The organism is Streptomyces sp. BF23-19 (assembly GCF_041106355.1).
GTDB classification, from domain to species: domain Bacteria; phylum Actinomycetota; class Actinomycetes; order Streptomycetales; family Streptomycetaceae; genus Streptomyces; species Streptomyces virginiae_A.
On record NZ_JBGBPT010000002.1, the window covers coordinates 31,721 to 49,128 of the forward strand.

Genomic DNA, 17,408 nt, shown 5'->3' on the forward strand with positions numbered 1-17,408 from the left:
TCCCACGAATATCGGCCAGATGGCGAGAAATGGGCAGTACTCCATGATCTCGCCCCGACAAGATCTCCGCCACGCCCGGGAAGATCGCACCGGCGCGCCCGATATGCGGATGACATAAAGGGAACCGGATATCACACCGAATGCGAATGGCAAGCAAAGTAAAAGAATTTTGGCGGTAGCTGCAACGTTCGCGCGCGGCCCGGTGTTCACAAGGAGGATGGACGAGACGACTCTCCCGCTGACGGAACTGCTCGCGACCGACCTGGACGACGGGTTCACCGAACTCGTACGCACCCAGGCCGGCACCGTGCGCGCTGTCCTGCTGCGTCTCTCCGGCTCCGCGCGGGACGCCGACGACCTGGGCCAGGAAACGTTCCTGCGCGCCTACTCCGCCCTGCGCGGGTACCCGCCCGAGCGCCGCGGGCAGCTCCAGCCGCGCGCCTGGCTGCTGACCATCGCGGCGAACGTATGGCGCAACCACGTCCGCACCCTGAGCCGCCGGCCCGGCGTCGCCGACGGCATCGAGGTGACGACCATCGAGATCCCGGACGGCTGCCCCGGGCCGGAACAGCTCGCGCTCGACGGCGCGCGCCGGGCCCGGCTGGTGGCCGCGCTGTCCCGGCTGCCGGACCACCACCGGCTGCCCGTGGTGCTGCGGCACATCGGCGAGCTGAGCTACCAGGAGGTGGCCGGGATCCTGGGCTGCCCGGTCGGCACGGTGAAGGCCCAGGTGTCGCGGGGGCTCGCCGCCCTGCGCGCGGAGCCCGGCCTGGCCGCCGACCGCGCGACGCACGGAGCGGCCGGGGCGAAGACGGCGACAGCGAAGACAACAACAGCGAAGACGACACACGAACCGGCCCGGACGGAAAGGAAGGAGGCGACGGGATGAGACTGCCGGACGAGTTGGACACGTTGCGCGAGGCGGCACCCGCGGGGTTCGCGGCCCGCGTGCTGGACCGCGTCGGCGTTCCGGCACATCGCTACGACTGCTACGTGCGGGTCGATTCCCCGGTCGGCCCCCTCTACGTCGCCCACGGGCGGGGCGCGGTGACCGGCTCCGCCGCCACGGACTGGTACGCCGACGACCGGGCGTTCGAGGACGCCTACCGGGCCCGGACCCATCGGTCGGCGCTCTCCGGGGTCAAGCCCCCGCCGGGTCTGGCACGGGCCCTGCGCGGCCGGGACCGGACCCTGCGCTACGAGTTCGGGCCGCTTCCGGAAGAACAGCGCGCCGTCCTGCGGGCGACCCGGGCCATCCCGTTCGGGCAGCTCCGACCGGCGGCCTGGCTGGCCCGCGAGGCCGGGCTGCCGGATCTGGCGCCCGAGGTGGTGGTGGCGGCGGTCCGGGCCAACCCCGTCCCCGTGCTCGTGCCCGCGCACCGGTTGTGCACGGACGACGGGCTCCCGGCCGACTGCGGACTGCCGGCCGGGTTCGAACGGCGGCTTCGGGATCGGGAGGGCGTGGACGCCGAGCGCGTGGAGCGGTTCGTGCGGGCGGGCGCCCGGTTCCTGGGCAGCGGCACCACGCGGATCTTCTGCTATCCGACCTGCGCGCACGCGCGCCGCATCACCGCCCGCCACGAGGTGCCCTTCACCTCGGCCGACGAGGCCTCCGCCGCCGGGTTCCGGGGCTGCCTCAGCTGCCGGCCGGCCGTCGTCTGACCTTCCGGCCTCCGGCCGACGCGCGTTCAGCGGTCGGCGGCGATCAGGTCGAGCAGGCCGGGGAAGCGCAGGTCCAGGTCCACGCGGCGCAGCGTGGCCGCCCGGCTGTTGCCGCGGTCCACCTGCCGCACCAGGCCCGCCTCGCGCAGGATCCGGAAGTGGTGGGTGGTCGTCGACTTCGAGACCGGGAGGTTGAAGGAGGCGCAGGTGCGCGCCGTGCCCGCCGGTTCCCCGAGCAGCTCGCGCACGACGGCGTAACGCAGGGGGTCGGAGAGCGCGTTCAGCACGACCAGCAGGCTCATCTCCTCCAGCGAGGGGTGGCCGTCCTCGTCGGGCATCGCGCCCTCCTCCCATAGGTACGGCTTGCATCATACCTCCCTCCTGTGCCAGCTTAAGGTTCGATCAAAACCGAACCTGGCCGTCAGCGGGCCGGGCCGAGCCGGGAGTTGTGCCCATGAGTACGCAGACCACACCGTCGGCCGCGCCACCGTTACGACCGCAAGAGCCACCGGGGCGGCCGGCCCGGTCGGGGCGCACCGCCACCCTGACCGCCGTGCTCCTCACGGTCCCCGCCCTGCTGTGCGCCGTGACCACCACCCTGCTGCGCGGCGGCTCCCCCAGGAGGACCGCGTGAAGCACACCCAGGTCCTGGTCGTCGGGGGCGGTCCCGTCGGGATGCTCGTCGCCGCCGAGCTCGGGCACCACGGCGTCCGCACCGTCGTACTCGAAGCCGAACCGCGGACCGTCGACCGGCCCAAGGCCGGCACCGTGCACGCCCGCACCGCGCAGGGTCTGGCCCGGCGCGGTCATTTGCCCGTGCCCATCGCGACCGAGGACCTGCTGGGGCGCGGCCGTGCCGAAGGGTTCCACTTCGCGGGTGCCCCGGGACTCGTCATCACCGCCCCCGCCACCGAGCCCCGCCCCGTGCTCGGCCGCTCCCAGGCCGAACTGGAACGGGACTTCGAGCTCCGGGCCCGCGAACGGGGCGTCGACGTGCTGCGCGGACACCGGGTGACCGACATCGTCCAGGAGCCCGACGCCGTCCACGTCAGCGCCCAGGGCCCGGACGGCGAAAGGCGGTTCACCGCCGAGTACGTCGTCGGCGCCGACGGCGCCCGCAGCACGGTGCGCGAGCGGCTCGGCTTCGCCGCGGACACCCACCCGGCCACCGTGTCCGCCGGGCTCGGCCTGGTGCGGCTGACCGACCCGGACAGCGTGCCGTACGGCTGGCACCGCACCCCGCGCGGCTGGACGATCGCGGGCGTCGACCCGTACGGGCACAGCCGGTTCATCACGATCGACTTCCGGGGCCCGCACCCCGACCGGCACTCCCCGCTCACCCTCGACGAGCTGCGCCAGGAGGCCGAACGCGTCATCGGCCACCGCGTGCCCATGGCCGACCCGCGATTCCTGTCCCGCTTCAGCGACTTCGCCCGGCTGGTGCGCAACTACCGACAGGACCGGGTGTTCCTCGCCGGCGACGCCGCCCACGTCCACTTCGCCGTGGGCGGGCAGGGCCTCAACCTGGGTCTGCAGGACGCTCTCAACCTGTCCTGGAAACTCGCGCACACCCTCGCGGGCACCGCGGGCAAGGACCTGCTCGACACCTACGACGCCGAACGCCGGCCCGCCGGGCAGCGCGTCATCGACAACACCCGGGTCCAGCTCACCCTGATGCGGCCGGACCCCGGGCTCGACCCCCTGCGCGACCTCGTCGCCGAGCTCCTGGGGATCGACGCGGTGAACACCCACGTAGGCCACATGATCAGCGCCCAGGAGACCGTGTACCCCGCGCGCACCGGGCGCGGCTCCCGCGGGGAGGGCCGGTTCCTGCCGAACCTGCCGCTCACCACCGCCGCCGGCCCGACCGACCTGATCCGGCTGCTGCTGCCCGGCCGCCCCGTCCTGCTCCTGCTCGGGGAGGCCGGCCGGGCCCACGGCGAGCAGGGCGCGGCCTGGGCCCACGTGGTCCGCACGGTATCCGCGACGCCCGCCCGGCCGCTTCCCTGGAACGCCGTCCTCGTCCGGCCCGACGGGTACATCGCCTGGGCCCCGGACGGCGGAGATCTGGCCGGCGCCCTGGGCGACTGGTTCGGCGAGCCCCGCCGACGGACATGAAAAATGCCCTCCGGTCCTGCGTTTCCGCAGGTCGGAGGGCATTTGAGTGTGGAGCCTAGGAGATTCGAACCCGAAATTGTTACCTCCCTGACCTGCAGAAACGCCGGAAAATCGGACATTAAGCACTGTTTCCATCCTCCTGCGTCCTGCTCCATCTGCCTCGATCAGGCTCCCGTGCTGACATGTCAGCACGGACAACCGCACATTTGCAGAGCGATAACCTCACGGGCTGAAATGCCTGTTCACAGGGGCCTCAAGGTTGTCCACGCCAGAGTTTGCACGGCTCACGGCCTACAGCAATTCCAGAGGGTCAGCGGGCCTCAGGTCAGGCCGGGGCAGCTCGTCCAGGTCGAGGGTGAAGGGCTCCTTCTCGGGTGCCCGCCCCTGAGCCGTAGGTACCCTGTGGACAACCCTTCCTGGGAAACAGCCACCGACTAGGATGTTTGCTGAGGTACGTGCCCCTAGCACCGGAACCTGGGCGAGCCTCCAGGACACTCTGGTTCCATTCGGCACCGTGGGCCTACCCGTACCTTCCGTCCGTGCCGTGCCCATCAGATCCAGGAGGTCTCCCGGTGGCATCTGCCGCGCGGCCGACCACTCCGAAGCCCGGACCGCCCCCCCGCCGAACCCGCTGGTTCCAGCCGAAGCGTTCGGGTTTCGGCTGGGAGCAGGAGGGTCTTGATCACGTACGGCAGCTGATGCCCGATGCTGAGCCGTACCGGGCATGGGCGACGTTCCAGTTCACTGCTCCGTCCGGCCGCGTCAATGAATGTGATCTGCTGGTCGCCGTCCCCGGGGGCCTGTATCTGCTGGAGCTGAAGGGTCACCCAGGCCGCGTCGTCAATCACGGTGACACATGGCAGTTCAACGACGAGAGGGTCCGCACTCTCAAGAACCCCTTGCACCTCACCGATCTCAAGGCCAAGGAACTCAAGAGCCAGCTAGAGCGAGCCGCTCGCAGCATGGGGTCGGATCCGCGCCGGGTTCCCTTCATCAAGCCTGCCGTCTTCCTGCACGACCCGGATCTGGTGAGCGAGCTCGACGAGTTCCAGCAGACCTCGGTCTTCGGGCGTGATGGCGGTGGCAGCGGGCTGCCGGGGATCTGGGACGGCCTGCTGGGCCTGCCGCCCGAGCGGGAGAGCTGGCGCGTCACCCCACAGACCAGCCAGCTCCTCGAAACGCTGATCAAGCGGATCGGTATCAGCCACTCCACGGCGCACCTGCGCTACGGCGACGACTGGCGCCTGGAGCCGCGTGCCCTGGATGCGGGCCCCGGCTGGGAGGACCGTCTGGCGGAACGTGACGACGGCCTGGTCAAGGAAAGCGGCCGGGTACGGATCTACCTGGCCGGCGAAGCCGCCTCGGCCCAGCAGCGCCACGCGGTGGACCGGGCGGCCCGCCGCGAGTACCAGGTCCTGCAGGGCATCAACCACCGCGGCATCGTGCAGGCCGTACAGATCCGCGAACACGTCAGCGGCCCCGCCATCCTGTTCCGCCACCGCGTCTCGGATCTGCGTCTGGACGCCTACCTCGACGCGTACGGCGGCCGGCTGACCCCCGAGCTCCGCCTCGACCTGGTGCGTCAGCTCGCCGAGGCGGTCCGCTACGCCCACAACCGCTCCCTCTACCACCGCGCCCTGTCCGCCCGCTCCGTCTACGTGTCGGCGCGCGAGGACGGGGGCGAGCCGGTGCTGAGGATCGCCGACTGGCAGACCGCCGCCCGCGATTTCGAGACCTCGCTGCACCGCTCGCTCGGGGACACCCCACTGGACGCCGGGCTGATCGCCGATGTGGCCCAGGTGTATCTCGCCCCCGAGACCGACCAGGAGTTCGCGGACCCGGTCGACCTCGATGTCTTCGGGCTCGGCAGCCTCGCGTATCTGCTCCTCACAGGGCGTCCCCCGGCCGACCGGCGCAGCGCTCTCGTCGACCGGCTGGCCGCGGAGGGCGGCCTGCACCCGTATGCGGTGGCTGACGGTGTCTCCGCTGCCCTGGACGACCTGGTTTTTCAGGCCACGGCGGCCGACGCCCGGTACCGGCTGGCCTCGGCCGACGAGTTCCTGCGTCTCCTCGACGAGGCGGAGGCCGATGCGGCGGCCCCCGAGTCGGCCGGTGCGACGGTCCCCGACCCGCTCACCGTCCTGCCGGGCCACCAGCTCGACGGCACCTGGACGGTCGCCCGCGTGCTGGGCACCGGCGCGACCGCCCGCGCCCTGCTGGTTCGGCGCACCGCAGAAGAACCGGGCACCGACGCGGACTCCGTCCGCGTCTTCAAGGTCGCGCTGGACCACGACAAGGATGGCCGCCTGTACGCAGAGGCCCAGGCGCTGAAGGAGGTCGGCGGCGGCCACATCGTCAAGCTGCTGGCCGAGCCCCGGGAGCTGGGCGGCCGCACTGTGCTGGAGATCGAGTACGCGGGCGGCTTCCGCTCACTGACGGACCGCGATCCGGTCAGCCTCGGCTCCCGGCTACGCGGTGAGGGCCCGCTCGGATACGGCCAGCTGGAGCGCTTCGGCAACGACCTCTTCGCCGCCCTCGACAGCCTGGCCGCCCGCGGCGTACGACACCGCGACCTCAAACCGGACAACCTGGGCCTGTTCAAGCGCAGCGACGGCTCCTGGCAGCTCATGTTGTTCGACTTCTCCCTGGCAGACGCCCCGGACCAGGACCTGCACGCGGGCACGCGCGGCTATCTCGACCCGTTCCTGGGTGGCAGCCGCCGCGAGCGCTACGACGATCACGCCGAGCGGTACGCGGCAGCCGTCACCCTGCACGAGATGGCCGCGGGTGAGCGCCCCGTGTGGGGCGACGGCCAGCTCGATCCCCTCACGGTCCTGGACGCCAAGCTGTACGTCGCGAGCGAGCTGTTCGACCAGACGCTGAGTGAGGGCCTGACCGAGTTCTTCGAGCGGGCGCTGCACCGCGATGTCGAGCAGCGGTACGACAGCCTGCGCGACATGCAGGAGGCCTGGCGCCGGATCTTCCGCAGGGCGGACGCGGCGCCCCCGGCCACCACACCCGCCACCGTGGGCATGACCGCGGAGGACATCGAGGACGCCCGCGAGCAGGCGGCAACGGCGGCGGACCTGGAGACGCCACTGGAGGCGGCCGGCCTCTCCCCGCGTGCCGTGTCCGTAGCTGCCGGCCTCGGCGCGTCGACCGTGAAGGCCCTGCTGGAGGTCCCCCCGCACACGATCTCCCGGGCTCGCGGTGCGGGCAACGTGATCCGCAAGGAGCTCAACCGGCGGCACCGCCAGTGGACGCAGGCCTTGCGCAAGCGTCCCGCCACCCGCACGCCTGTGGTGATCCCGGCGGATGCGCCTGAAGAGGCGCTGGAGTCTGTGGAGACGCTGACCGCGCGGCTCACTCCGCCGGAAGGCAAGCGCCGTACGCGGCCGCGGCCCGACGTCGTGCGCGCCACCCTTCAGCTCCCAGGTGGCGCTGCCCTGGAGCCGTGGCCGGGCCAGCCCGTCATCGCCAAGGCGCTCGGCATCAGCCAGCCCACCGTTTCCCAACACCAGCTGGCCGCCGTCGAACAGTGGGCGGCCCTGCCGTGGCTGACGCGCGTCCGCAATGAACTGATCGCCATACTGTCCGAACAGGGCAGGGTCATGACCGCCGAGGAACTGGCGGGAGAACTGCGGGCTCGGCACGGCGCGGGCGGCGACGATGCTGCCGACACTCTGGCCCAGGCGCTGGCCGTGGTCCGTGCGGCGGCGGACACCGAGGCCCGCAAGCGGGGCGAGGACACCCCCGAGGACGACGAACCTCCGGCCAGGCTCGGCATCCTGCGGCGCGGCGGCCGCGTGGTCCTGGCACTGGAGGACCAGCCCGGCTCCGACGACCCGACGCCCGCCGAACTCGCCGACTACGCGGCGGCTCTCGGAGGAGTCGCGGAACGGCTGGCCACCCGCGACCCGCTGCCGGGCAAGGCGACGGTACTGCGTGAGCTGCGCGCGGTAACCGCCCCCGAGGGCATGGCATCGCTGGCCGACACACGGCTCGTCGACCTGGCCGCGGCCATGGCGGGCGGCGTCGGCGTCTCCCCCCGCCTGGAGCTCTTCCCGCTGGGCCTCGACCTCGTCCGCGCCTTGCGCGTCTCGCAGGCCCCCGCCGGGGTACGCACGGACACTGGTATCAGCGCAGCCGACCTGGTGGCACGCGTCCGCGCCCGCTTCCCCGGCCTGTCCGCCCTGGCCGACACCACGTACGTGGAGCTGGACGAGGCGCTGCGGCAGACCGACTTCCCGCTCGCCTACGATCACCAGCGCAAGCGGTTCATGCCGCGGACCCGGGAGACGGCCGGCACCCTGATCGGGCCGACGGTGTCGGCTCTGACCAGCACCGGCTCACTCATCGCCGCGGCGCAGGGCGAGCTCGCGCTGGGGCGGGACCCACGCCGGGTGCTGTCCGCCCGGCTGGAGACGGCCCGCCGGCGCGGCGGTTTCCTCGCGCTCACCGTCAAGGGGCCCGAACTGCCCGGCCTGGCAGCACGGTTGTCGGAACGCTTCGACGTGCTGCCGGTCTCGCTGGACGAGCTGTTCCTGTCCGTACTGCGGGAGCTGGCAGTGGAGCACGGCGTGGCGTGGCAAGCCCTGCTGACGGCGGACGCCGCGTTGACCACGTCCGGCACGATCGGTGCGGGCCTCGCGTCGTACACGCGCGCGGCGGCCGAGCGGGTCGTCACGCGTGCCGCCGCCCTGGCGGAACAGGCGGGCCCGCGTACGGTGCTGCTCGCCCACGAGGCCGCCCTCGCCGCCCGCTACTGGTCCTCCGGCGGGCGCGAGGCCCTGGTCGCGCTCCAGGAGGCGGCCCGACGCCCGTCGGACGCCCCGCACGGCCTGTGGCTGCTCGTCCCCGTGGAGGACCCGGAGGTCTCGCCGGCCCTGGACGGCCGCACGGTGGACATCGTGGACCGGGCGAGCGAGTGGGCGGTGCTGGACGGGCTGTTCCTGAAGGAGTTGAAGGGCCAGGGGGCCCGGGGTCCGGAGAGGGTGCCCGTCACGGGCTGACGCGCGCCGAGGCGGGGAACGGCTGTGGCCGGTTTTCCCTCCCCTCCGCCCCGAGCCCGGCCTAAGATCATCGGGTGCCGCAACTCACACAGGAAGACCACTTCGCCTCAGCCGCCGAGCGGCACTTCTGGGACGCCGACTACCTCCGGACGGACGGTCGGCTGCCCGCCGCGGACCACCTCTACGGATTCGCGGCGGAGTGCGCGACGAAGAGTCTGCTGCTGCGGTTCACCGAGGTGAGTATGGATCCCAAGCCTGGTGAGGCCACGCCTTCATCCAAGCCATGGGCCGAGCATCCGGGCGATCCCGACCGGCTCATCGAGTTCGGCCATGTCAACCAGCTGGTCAAGGAGATCGCGCTGCTGGCACACGGCCGGGCTGGGGCACAGCTCCATCTGGCACTCGGCGCCAACCTGCACGTGTTCAAGAAGTGGAATGTGAAGTACCGGTATTTTGACGGTGGTTACGCCCAAGCTGATGTGGTGGACCGCCGACGGCTGGCCGCGCACAACATACTCGTCCTGCACCAGCAGGCCCAGCTCGACGGAAAGCTGCCGTGATGTCCTCCCCCTTCCCCGTGCGCTTCGACGCGGCGCGGCAGTACGCGATCGAGGCCGCACACGGCGTGACCGGGCAGGGCTTCGGCGTCGTCCTGGTCCGGGATGTGCTCGGCCGTTTCTCCCTCGTCGTCGACGACACCGGCAGGCAGCAGGACGCGGCCCCGCTCCACGAATCCTGGCAGGCGGAGTTCACCAGCCGCCTCGGTCCATACTCAGCTGACCGGCCGGTGCTGCTCGCCTCGCGGATGTTCTCCGCCGACGCGGTACTGAACTCTCCCCGGGTCGTGGCCGATCCGGCAGGAGCATCCACCGCGAGTCCGTTCCGCTACCTCGACAACACCGTGGTCGGCGAGGACTGGGCCAGGGTGGCCGCACCCGACCCCGGCCCCGTCCGGGCGGGCTCCCGCGCCCACCGCACCGCGCTGTACGGCTTCAAGGGCGGCGTCGGCCGCACCACGGCGACCGCGGTGCTGGCCCGGCACCTGGCCGACCTGGGCCACTGCGTCCTGGTGGTCGACCTCGACCTGGAGTCACCCGGCGCCGGCCCACTGCTGGCGGGCCGCGACCTGCCCCGCCACGGGATCGTGGACCACCTCGTCGAGGCGGCGGTGGACAACGCCGAGGGGCTGGAGCTCGTGACCCGCACGGCCTACGCCCCCCACCACCGGTACGGCGAACTGTGGGTGGCCCCCGCCCGGGGCCAGGGCACACCGGGCACGCCCTACACCTACGTGGACAAGCTGAACCGCGTCTACTCCGACCTTCCGGGCCTGTCCTTCGCAGGCCGACTGGAGCAGGCGGTCGCGGCATGCGAGGACGCCGTGGAGCGCGACGGCGATACGGGCCGCCGCCCCGACGTTGTGCTGCTCGACAGCCGCGCCGGCATCCACGACATCGCCGCCGTGACCATCTCCCAGCTGTGTGACGTGGCCCTGCTGTTCGGCGCGGACAACACCCAGACCTGGGCCGGCTACAGCGACCTGTTCGCCGCCTGGCAGTCGTCGGCGCAGGCTCCGCGTATCCGCGAGAAGCTCCACATGGTGGCGTCGATGGTGCCGGACTCGGTGCACTTCCCGATGCGGGGCTACCTGGATTCCTTCCGCGCGCACGCGTTCGAGGCGTGCTCGGTCCTGTACGACGAGGTCGCGCCGCGCGAGCAGGCCGACCCGGACACCGACACCTCGCCGGAGACGCCGTTCGCCCCGTCCCTGCACGACGACTGGGCCCCGCACGCGCCCGTCCCGATCCTCTTCGACCAGGGCCTGGTCGGCATGGACTCGGTCAACGTGCCCGACTGGTGGGACCGTGCCTTCGTCCAGGCCGCGTACCGTGACTTCCTGGCCACCGTCATCCCGCTGATCGAGGACGCCCTGAAGGGCGACGGGGACCGGGAAGGAACACGATGACCGAGGCGCCCCTGACCGCACGCGAGTACCGGGACCTGCTGTCGGCCGCGCTGGCCGAGGCCATGACGGCCGACGCCCGCCACCCGACGGCCCACACGCTCTTCACCCCGGACTCGCACCGCAGCGCCCTCTACGTCGACAACGTGGTGGTACAGGGCGGCCGGGGCGCTGGCAAGACCTTCTGGTACTGGTCGCTGCTCGACGAGAAGCTCCGCGGCCTCGCCGCCGACGAGTACCGCATCAACCGCCTCCGCCGCCTCGGCGTCGCCCCCGGGTACGGCCTGGCCCCGCGGCACGAGTGCTACCCCGGCCCGATGGTCCTGCGCGGCCTGCTGGAAGCGGGCGAGGACCCGTACGACATCTGGTACACGGTCCTGCTCGCCTCCCTCGACCAACCCGACCTGCGCGGCCTGACCGAATGGGCCGACAAGATCGCCTGGGTGCGCGCAAACCCCGGCCCGGCGGAGCGCACCATCGAGGAGGCGGACCGGCGGGCGTACGGGGAGAACATCGTCCACCTGCTGCTCTTCGACGCCCTGGAGCACCTGCACAGCGACCGCCGGCACGCCGACCGCCTGGTCGGCGGCATCCTGCGGCTGGCCCTCCAGATGCGGTTCGCCACGCGCAGCCTCCGCCTCAAGGTGTTCGTGCGCCCCGACATGTTCGAAGCGGCCCGGCACCACTTCGCCGACGCCTCCAAGCTGTCGGCGTCCTCGGCACGGCTGGAGTGGACCCAGACCGACCTCTACGGGCTCCTCTTCCACTACCTGGGCAACGAGGACGGGGACGGGGCCCGGCGGTTCCGCGAGACCACGGGCGGCTGGCAGCCGGAGGCCGACGGCACCCGCCAGACCCCGCCGAGGCTCCTGTCCGGCAACGAGGAGGCCCAGCAGCGCCTGTTCGAGGAGATCGCCGACGAGTTCATGGGCAGCAACATTCGCAGGGGCAGAACGTACGCCTGGCTGCCGAACCACCTGATGGACGGCCGCGGAAAGGTCAGCCCCCGCAGCTTCCTCCAGGCCCTGTCCACGGCAGCCGAGACCACCCGAACCCAGCACTCGGAACATGGGCGTGCTCTGCACCACGAGGCGATCCAGAAAGGGGTACAGGAGGCATCGACGCAGCGTGTACAGGAGGTCAGCGAGGACACGCCCTGGGTGGAAATTGCGATAAGGCCGCTCGCGGGTTACCAGGTGCCCATCACAGCGGAGACTGTGCGACGGCTGTGGAGGGAGGCGGATCTTTCGGCAGCGCTGGCAAGGGAAGCCGCCCGCTACGCGCAGGCCGACACCCCCGACCTCGTCCGCACCGGGCCGCGCCACCCGGAGGACCTGCCCCGGCTGATCACGGAGCTGACCGAACTGGGCGTGATGACCCCGCCCCGCACCGATGGCCGCCTGGACCTGCCCGATGTGTACCGGCTCGCGTTCGGTCTGGGCCGCAAGGGCGGGGTCCCGCGCCCGAAGTAGCCCCCCGGCCAGGCCTCGGGGCCTGCCGCCGCTCCCGCTACCCGGCGCCGGGCTGGCAGGATGGGCGGATACGCCGTGCTCGTGACACGGCGGGCTTGTCGGGGATGGAGAGGTTCCGCCGGTGTCGTCTGAGGAAACCGTCATGGTGACGGGTGCATCGCTGAACCATGAGAAGCGGGAGGCGCTGCTCAAGGATCTGCAGAAGCAGGTCGCACTGCTGGTGGAGGACCTACGGGAACGCGCTGGCCTGGCTGAGTTCGACGGGCCGCTGCGCGCCGAGTACGAACAGGCCGTGGAATCGGAGCGCACCTCCCCGCAGCACTACGAGTCCTGGCTTGAGGACCGACTCGTCCAGATCGCCGCCGCATGGGTCCTGGCCTGCGTCTTCGTACGGTTCAGCGAGGACAACGGGCTGATCCCGGACGCCTCACTGTCCGGTCCCGGCGAACGGCTGGCCGAAGCCCAGGACCGGCACGACGACCACTTCCGCACTCACCCGGAGCACAACGACCGCGACTGGCTCCTCACCTCTTTCCAGGCCCTCGCGGACGCGCACCCCACCGCCGCCGCCCTCTTCGACGACCGCCACAACCCGATGCTGGAGGTCCTGCCCTCGTACGGGGCGGCGGCACGGCTGCTGGCGTTCTGGCGGGAGCGGGGCGCGGACGGCGAGATCCGCTACGCCTTCACGGACCCCGAGTTGAGCACGCGTTTCCTCGGCGACCTCTACCAGGACCTCTCCGAGTACGCCCGCAAGACCTACGCCCTGCTCCAGACTCCCGTCTTCGTGGAGGAGTTCATCCTCGACCTGACGCTGGAACCGGCCGTGGAGGAGTTCGGTCTCGACCCGGCCTGGAAGCACCGCCCGGCCGACTGGAAGGGCGACCTGGACGACGATGGACAGGTACGGGGCCTGCGCTGCATCGACCCGGCCTGCGGGTCGGGGCACTTCCTGCTGGGCCTGTTCGAGCGGCTGCTGGGCAAGTGGCGGGAGCTGGAACCCGGCGCGGAGAACTGGCTTCAGATCCGCCGGGCCCTGGAGTCCGTCCACGGCGCCGACAAGAACCCGTACGCAGTCTCCATCGCCCGCTTCCGGCTTCTCGTCGCCGCGCTGAAGGAAGGCGGGGTACGCGAACTGCGCCGCGCCCCGGCGTTGCCGGTTCGGGTGGCGGTGGCCGACTCGCTGCTGCACGGCCGCGAGGCTGGCCAGGGCTCAGGCCAGACCCTCGATGATGCCGAGCGAGGCGAGGCCTTCACGTACCGGACGGAGGACGTCCAGGAGTACGTGGACGAGGTGGACCTGCTGGGCCGGGGTGCGTACCACGTGGTGGTGGCGAACCCGCCGTACATCACGGTCAAGGACAAGCAGGAGAACCAGAACTACCGGGATGCGTACTGGGCCTGCTCGGGAAAGTACGCGCTCTCGGTGCCGTTCGCCCAGCGGATCTTCGAATTGGCGATCCGGGCCGGCGGCGACGAGCGGAACGGCGGCTTCACCGGTCAGATCACGGCGAACTCCTTCATGAAGCGGGAGTTCGGCAAGCTCCTCATTGAGTCGTTCTTCCATGGCGGTCGCTACAAGGACACCGGCACAAAGCGCTGGGATGTTTATTCCGGGGTCGAACTGACCCACATTATCGACACCTCGGGCGCGTACATTCCCGACCACGGTACACCGACGGTGATTCTGGCCGGGCGGAACCAGATGGCACGTCAGGCGAACCCGATCCGAGCTGTGCTAGGCGTACAGGGGGAGCCGGCTCTACCTGAGGATGCCGCACAGGGCGTCGTGTGGACTGCAATCATTCAGCAGGTAAGGAAGCATCGAAGTGAGTCCGCCTGGGTTAGCGTGGAGGACGCTGAGCGAGCTCGGTTCGCCGCGCATCCATGGTCTCTTGGTGGTGGAGGCGCAGGCACGGTCACCGAAGTAATCCAGTCCGCCGCATTGCGCAAGCTGTCGAGTCGGGCCGAGTCCATTGGAATCACCGCGGTCACGGGTGAAGACGACTTGTTTCTCCTGCCGCGCAACGGTGCAGCCGCAAGGCTCCAAATTGCTGCCACGCAGCCACTCGTGACGGGCGATGCCATCCGGGATCACACGTTGGAGCCGGAATTCGATTCAATTTGGGTGTACTCGAAGGATTATAAAGCCCTTCCGTGGGGGTCGATCGGCACATCACAACACCTGCTCTATCCATATCGCTACGCAATCTCCTCGCGTAGGCGATTTGGCGTGCCAATAATGGAGCGCGGCATGTTCTGGCACGAGTGGCAGGAACTGTATCCGAGCAAGCTGAGAAACCCCCTATCCATCGCTTACGGAGAGGTCGCCACACATAACCACTTTGTGCTGGATCGAGGTGGAAATGTATTCAAGCAAACCGCACCTGTAATCAAACTACCAAAGTCAGCTCCCGAAGAGGAACACCTGGAGTTGCTGGGAGTCCTGAACTCCTCAACCGCATGCTTCTGGATGAAGCAGGTGAGCCATGTCAAGGGCGGGAGCGGTATCGGGCGCGGTGTACAGGACGAAGCTTGGGAGAACCGGTACGCCTTCAATGCCACCAGGCTCCAGGAGTTCCCGCTCCCCGATGCCCTCCCTCTCGCCCTCGCCCGCGAGCTGGACCGCCTCGCCCAGGAGCTCGCCAGGCACGAACCCTCCGCCGTCACCGCCACCGACGCCCCCACCCGTGCCGCCCTCGATGAGGCCAAGGCCGCCCAGGAGCGCATCCGGGCGCGGATGATCGTGCTACAGGAGGAGCTGGACTGGACCGTGTACGGGGCGTACGGGCTGCTCACACCCAAGGAGGTGGCGCGGACCACCCTGCCCGTCGACCCCGCCGAGCTGACCGACGCCGACGCGCCACGGCTCCGGCTCGGTCAGCGAGCCTTCGAGATCGTGCTGAAGCGAAAGGCCGACGCCGGCGAGATCCAAACCGCCTGGTTCAAGCGGCACCGCTCGGAGGGCACCGCCGTCACTCAGATCCCGGACACCTGGCCCGACGCGTACAAGCAGGTCGCCAAGGCCCGGCTCGACGTCATCGCGTCCCACAAGGACATCCGGCTGATCGAGCGCCCCGAGTACAAGCGCCGCTGGTCCACCGAGGAGTGGGAGAAGCGGGAGGCCGCCGCCCTGCGCGCCTGGCTGCTGGACGCGACCGAGCGCGAGGAGCTGTGGTTCGAGCAGCGCGGGGAGTACACCGCGCCGCGCACCCTCACGGTGTTCCAGCTCGCTGACGCCCTGCGGCACGACGAGGAGTTCCAGGACGTCGCAGCCCTCTACGCCGCCAGCCACCTCGACAACCCCGACGCCTCCCTCGCCACCGTCCTCGCCAAGGTGGTCGACGCCGAGCACGTCCCGTACCTCTCCGCCCTCCGCTACAAGGAGCCCGGCCTGCGCAAGCGCGCCCAGTGGGAGCGCGTGTGGGACGAACAGCGGGAGGAAGACCTCACGGGGGAACGCCGGGACATCAAGGTGCCCCCGAAGTACACGGGCACCGACTTCCTCAAGCACTCCTACTGGTCCAACCGCGGCAAGCTCGATGTGCCGAAGGAGCGGTTCATCTCCTACCCCGGCGCCTCCCCGGACGGCGACCAGTCCCTTCTTCTCGGCTGGGCCGGCTGGAACCACCGCGACCAGGCCGAAGCGCTGGTCAACCTCATCAACGACCGTTCCTCAGAGGACGGCTGGGGTAAGGAAGACCCGCGTTTCGTGCCGCTGCTGGCCGGACTGCTGGAGGTCATGCGGTGGGTTCGTCAGTGGTACGACAAGGACGACGAGGAGTGGGGCGACAACCCCGCCACGGAGTTCCAGACCGCCCTGAATCGCGCCTGTACCGAGCGCCGCCTCTCGGAGTCCGACCTCCGCGACTGGCGCCCCGAGAAGGGGCGGGGTGGCCGTAGAGCGGCCACGGCGTAGTCACCGGGTGCCTGAACCCAATGGGCCGCCGCCCGCCTGCCGACGCATTGTCGCAGGCGAGCGGCGGCCCACTTTGTCATGCGGCGGGCGGCTGCTCTGCGCGCACAAAGGTGCCCTTGATGGGAACTGTGATCACAAGCCCTTGATCGCGAAGCTCGCGGACCGCACGGCGGATGGTGTTGACAGCCACGCCGTACTGGTCGGCAAGGTCACGTTCGGCCGGGAGCCTCGCCCCAACAGGCAGGTGTCCGGTACGGATCTGCTCGGCAATGTGGTGCACGACCTGGATATACACGTAAACGTGGCTCGCAGGGTCAGGGCTCCAGTCACGGTCGTCTGCCATGACTGAACGCTAAAGCGGCCCTTAGCACCTCACCACATGCGGGATGATCCGCACGCATCCACATGCTTCCTATTGCTACCTAATGCATCAGGATGCAATGCTGGTTGGGACAGCAAAGACCCCGGCGGCCTGGCAGGGCCCCGGGGCACGGCCTAACGCTTCAAAGGAGCGTCGACATGCACGACCTTATCCGCCGCCTCACCCATTGGCTGAGCCTCACGCTCGCCCCCGGCACCGGAGTGCACCACGCGGGCGCCCGCCGGGCGGCACCGTACGCCAAGCCCACGTCCCGCCCGGCCTGCGTGCCGGTACGGCTGCCGCGCCACCGCTCCCCGTACGGGCTGGAGCCGGCCCTCCAGCTCGACGGCCGGGCCGCCAGGCTCGTACGCCCGTACCTCCTCGCGCACGAGAACGCGCAGGAGCAGGCGCGCCAGCGTTACCGCCGCCTCGCTCTCGTCCTCGCCGCCGACTTCGGCATCGACCTCGACCCGCACGTGATCGGCGCCCGGGTGGTGACCGCCTGATGGAAAGCCCCACCACCCTGCGGCTGCTGCCGTGGCCCTCTCCGGAGGGCAAGCCGTGCTACCTCGCGACCGACGAGAAGGGCGGCTACCTGTCCCGCCTCGCCGACAGGACGGAGGCTGAGCAGATCGAGATCGGCACGGAGGTCCTCACCCACGCGCGCGAGGCGCTGAGGGACCCGCTGTCCCCGCGTTCGGAGATCCACTACGCCGCGATCCGGCTCGCGGAATGCCTCACGGACGCCCTGCGGGTCGCCGAGTCCCGCGGCCTGCGCCTGCCCTCGCCCGACCCCGAGGGCCCGGAGGATCAGCAGGTCACCGGGGAGCGGAAGCCCGGCCACGAACCGCCCCCGCGGGTCCGGTGATGCGGGCTATGGTCGTAAACACGACGCGCCGAA

General features: G+C 70.5%; 13 protein-coding genes. 11 read left to right on the forward strand and 2 right to left on the reverse strand.

Going from position 1 to position 17,408, the window contains the following annotated elements; genetic code table 11:
• Positions 1–217: 217 nt before the first annotated feature.
• Together AB8A24_RS01395 and AB8A24_RS01400 are read left to right on the forward strand one after the other, a co-directional pair.
• Positions 218–889, forward strand: coding sequence for an RNA polymerase sigma factor (locus AB8A24_RS01395; RefSeq protein WP_328962531.1), 672 nt, complete (start codon positions 218–220; stop codon positions 887–889).
• Positions 886–1,662: an MGMT family protein gene (locus AB8A24_RS01400; RefSeq protein WP_328962532.1), complete on the forward strand. Its 777-nt coding sequence runs from the start codon at positions 886–888 to the stop codon at positions 1,660–1,662. The genes AB8A24_RS01395 and AB8A24_RS01400 overlap by 4 nt, the downstream gene beginning before the upstream one ends.
• A 26-nt stretch (positions 1,663–1,688) precedes the next feature.
• On the opposite strand, the gene AB8A24_RS01405 is transcribed toward AB8A24_RS01400, so the two are convergent.
• On the reverse strand, positions 1,689–2,000 hold the full coding sequence (locus tag AB8A24_RS01405; RefSeq protein ID WP_328962533.1) for a helix-turn-helix domain-containing protein: 312 nt from the start codon (positions 1,998–2,000) through the stop codon (positions 1,689–1,691).
• Positions 2,001–2,116: 116 nt separating this feature from the next.
• On the opposite strand from AB8A24_RS01405, the gene AB8A24_RS01410 reads away from it, so the two are divergent.
• From AB8A24_RS01410 to pglX, 7 genes are all read left to right on the forward strand, one after another.
• On the forward strand, positions 2,117–2,296 hold the full coding sequence (locus AB8A24_RS01410; protein WP_328962534.1) for a hypothetical protein: 180 nt from the start codon (positions 2,117–2,119) through the stop codon (positions 2,294–2,296).
• Complete coding sequence (locus tag AB8A24_RS01415) at positions 2,293–3,780, forward strand: FAD-dependent monooxygenase (protein ID WP_328962535.1); 1,488 nt, start codon at positions 2,293–2,295, stop codon at positions 3,778–3,780. The genes AB8A24_RS01410 and AB8A24_RS01415 overlap by 4 nt, the downstream gene beginning before the upstream one ends.
• A gap of 572 nt (positions 3,781–4,352) precedes the next feature.
• A complete protein-coding gene (gene pglW, locus AB8A24_RS01420; RefSeq protein ID WP_328962536.1) occupies positions 4,353–8,792 on the forward strand; it encodes a BREX system serine/threonine kinase PglW in 4,440 nt (1,479 codons plus the stop codon).
• Between the two features lie 74 nt (positions 8,793–8,866).
• Positions 8,867–9,352, forward strand: coding sequence for a hypothetical protein (locus tag AB8A24_RS01425; protein WP_328962537.1), 486 nt, complete (start codon positions 8,867–8,869; stop codon positions 9,350–9,352).
• Positions 9,352–10,758: a KGGVGR-motif variant AAA ATPase gene (locus tag AB8A24_RS01430; RefSeq protein ID WP_328962538.1), complete on the forward strand. Its 1,407-nt coding sequence runs from the start codon at positions 9,352–9,354 to the stop codon at positions 10,756–10,758. The genes AB8A24_RS01425 and AB8A24_RS01430 overlap by 1 nt, the downstream gene beginning before the upstream one ends.
• Positions 10,755–12,227 (forward strand): hypothetical protein, encoded by a 1,473-nt coding sequence (locus tag AB8A24_RS01435; RefSeq protein ID WP_328962539.1) that lies wholly within the window; start codon positions 10,755–10,757, stop codon positions 12,225–12,227. Before AB8A24_RS01430 ends, AB8A24_RS01435 begins: the two co-directional genes overlap by 4 nt.
• 142 nt (positions 12,228–12,369) lie before the next feature.
• On the forward strand, positions 12,370–16,146 hold the full coding sequence (gene pglX / locus AB8A24_RS01440; protein WP_369474333.1) for a BREX-2 system adenine-specific DNA-methyltransferase PglX: 3,777 nt from the start codon (positions 12,370–12,372) through the stop codon (positions 16,144–16,146).
• A gap of 76 nt (positions 16,147–16,222) precedes the next feature.
• Here the strand turns inward: pglX and AB8A24_RS01445 are convergent, their stop codons facing one another.
• Positions 16,223–16,489, reverse strand: a complete 267-nt coding sequence (locus AB8A24_RS01445; protein WP_328962541.1) for a winged helix-turn-helix domain-containing protein — start codon at positions 16,487–16,489, stop codon at positions 16,223–16,225.
• Positions 16,490–16,665: 176 nt separating this feature from the next.
• Here AB8A24_RS01445 and AB8A24_RS01450 point away from each other — a divergent pair, with 176 nt between their 5' ends.
• Entirely contained in the window at positions 16,666–17,013 is a 348-nt protein-coding gene (locus tag AB8A24_RS01450) for a hypothetical protein (RefSeq protein WP_328962542.1), read from the forward strand.
• Positions 17,013–17,375, forward strand: coding sequence for a hypothetical protein (locus AB8A24_RS01455; RefSeq protein WP_328962543.1), 363 nt, complete (start codon positions 17,013–17,015; stop codon positions 17,373–17,375). The genes AB8A24_RS01450 and AB8A24_RS01455 overlap by 1 nt, the downstream gene beginning before the upstream one ends.
• Positions 17,376–17,408: the final 33 nt, after the last annotated feature.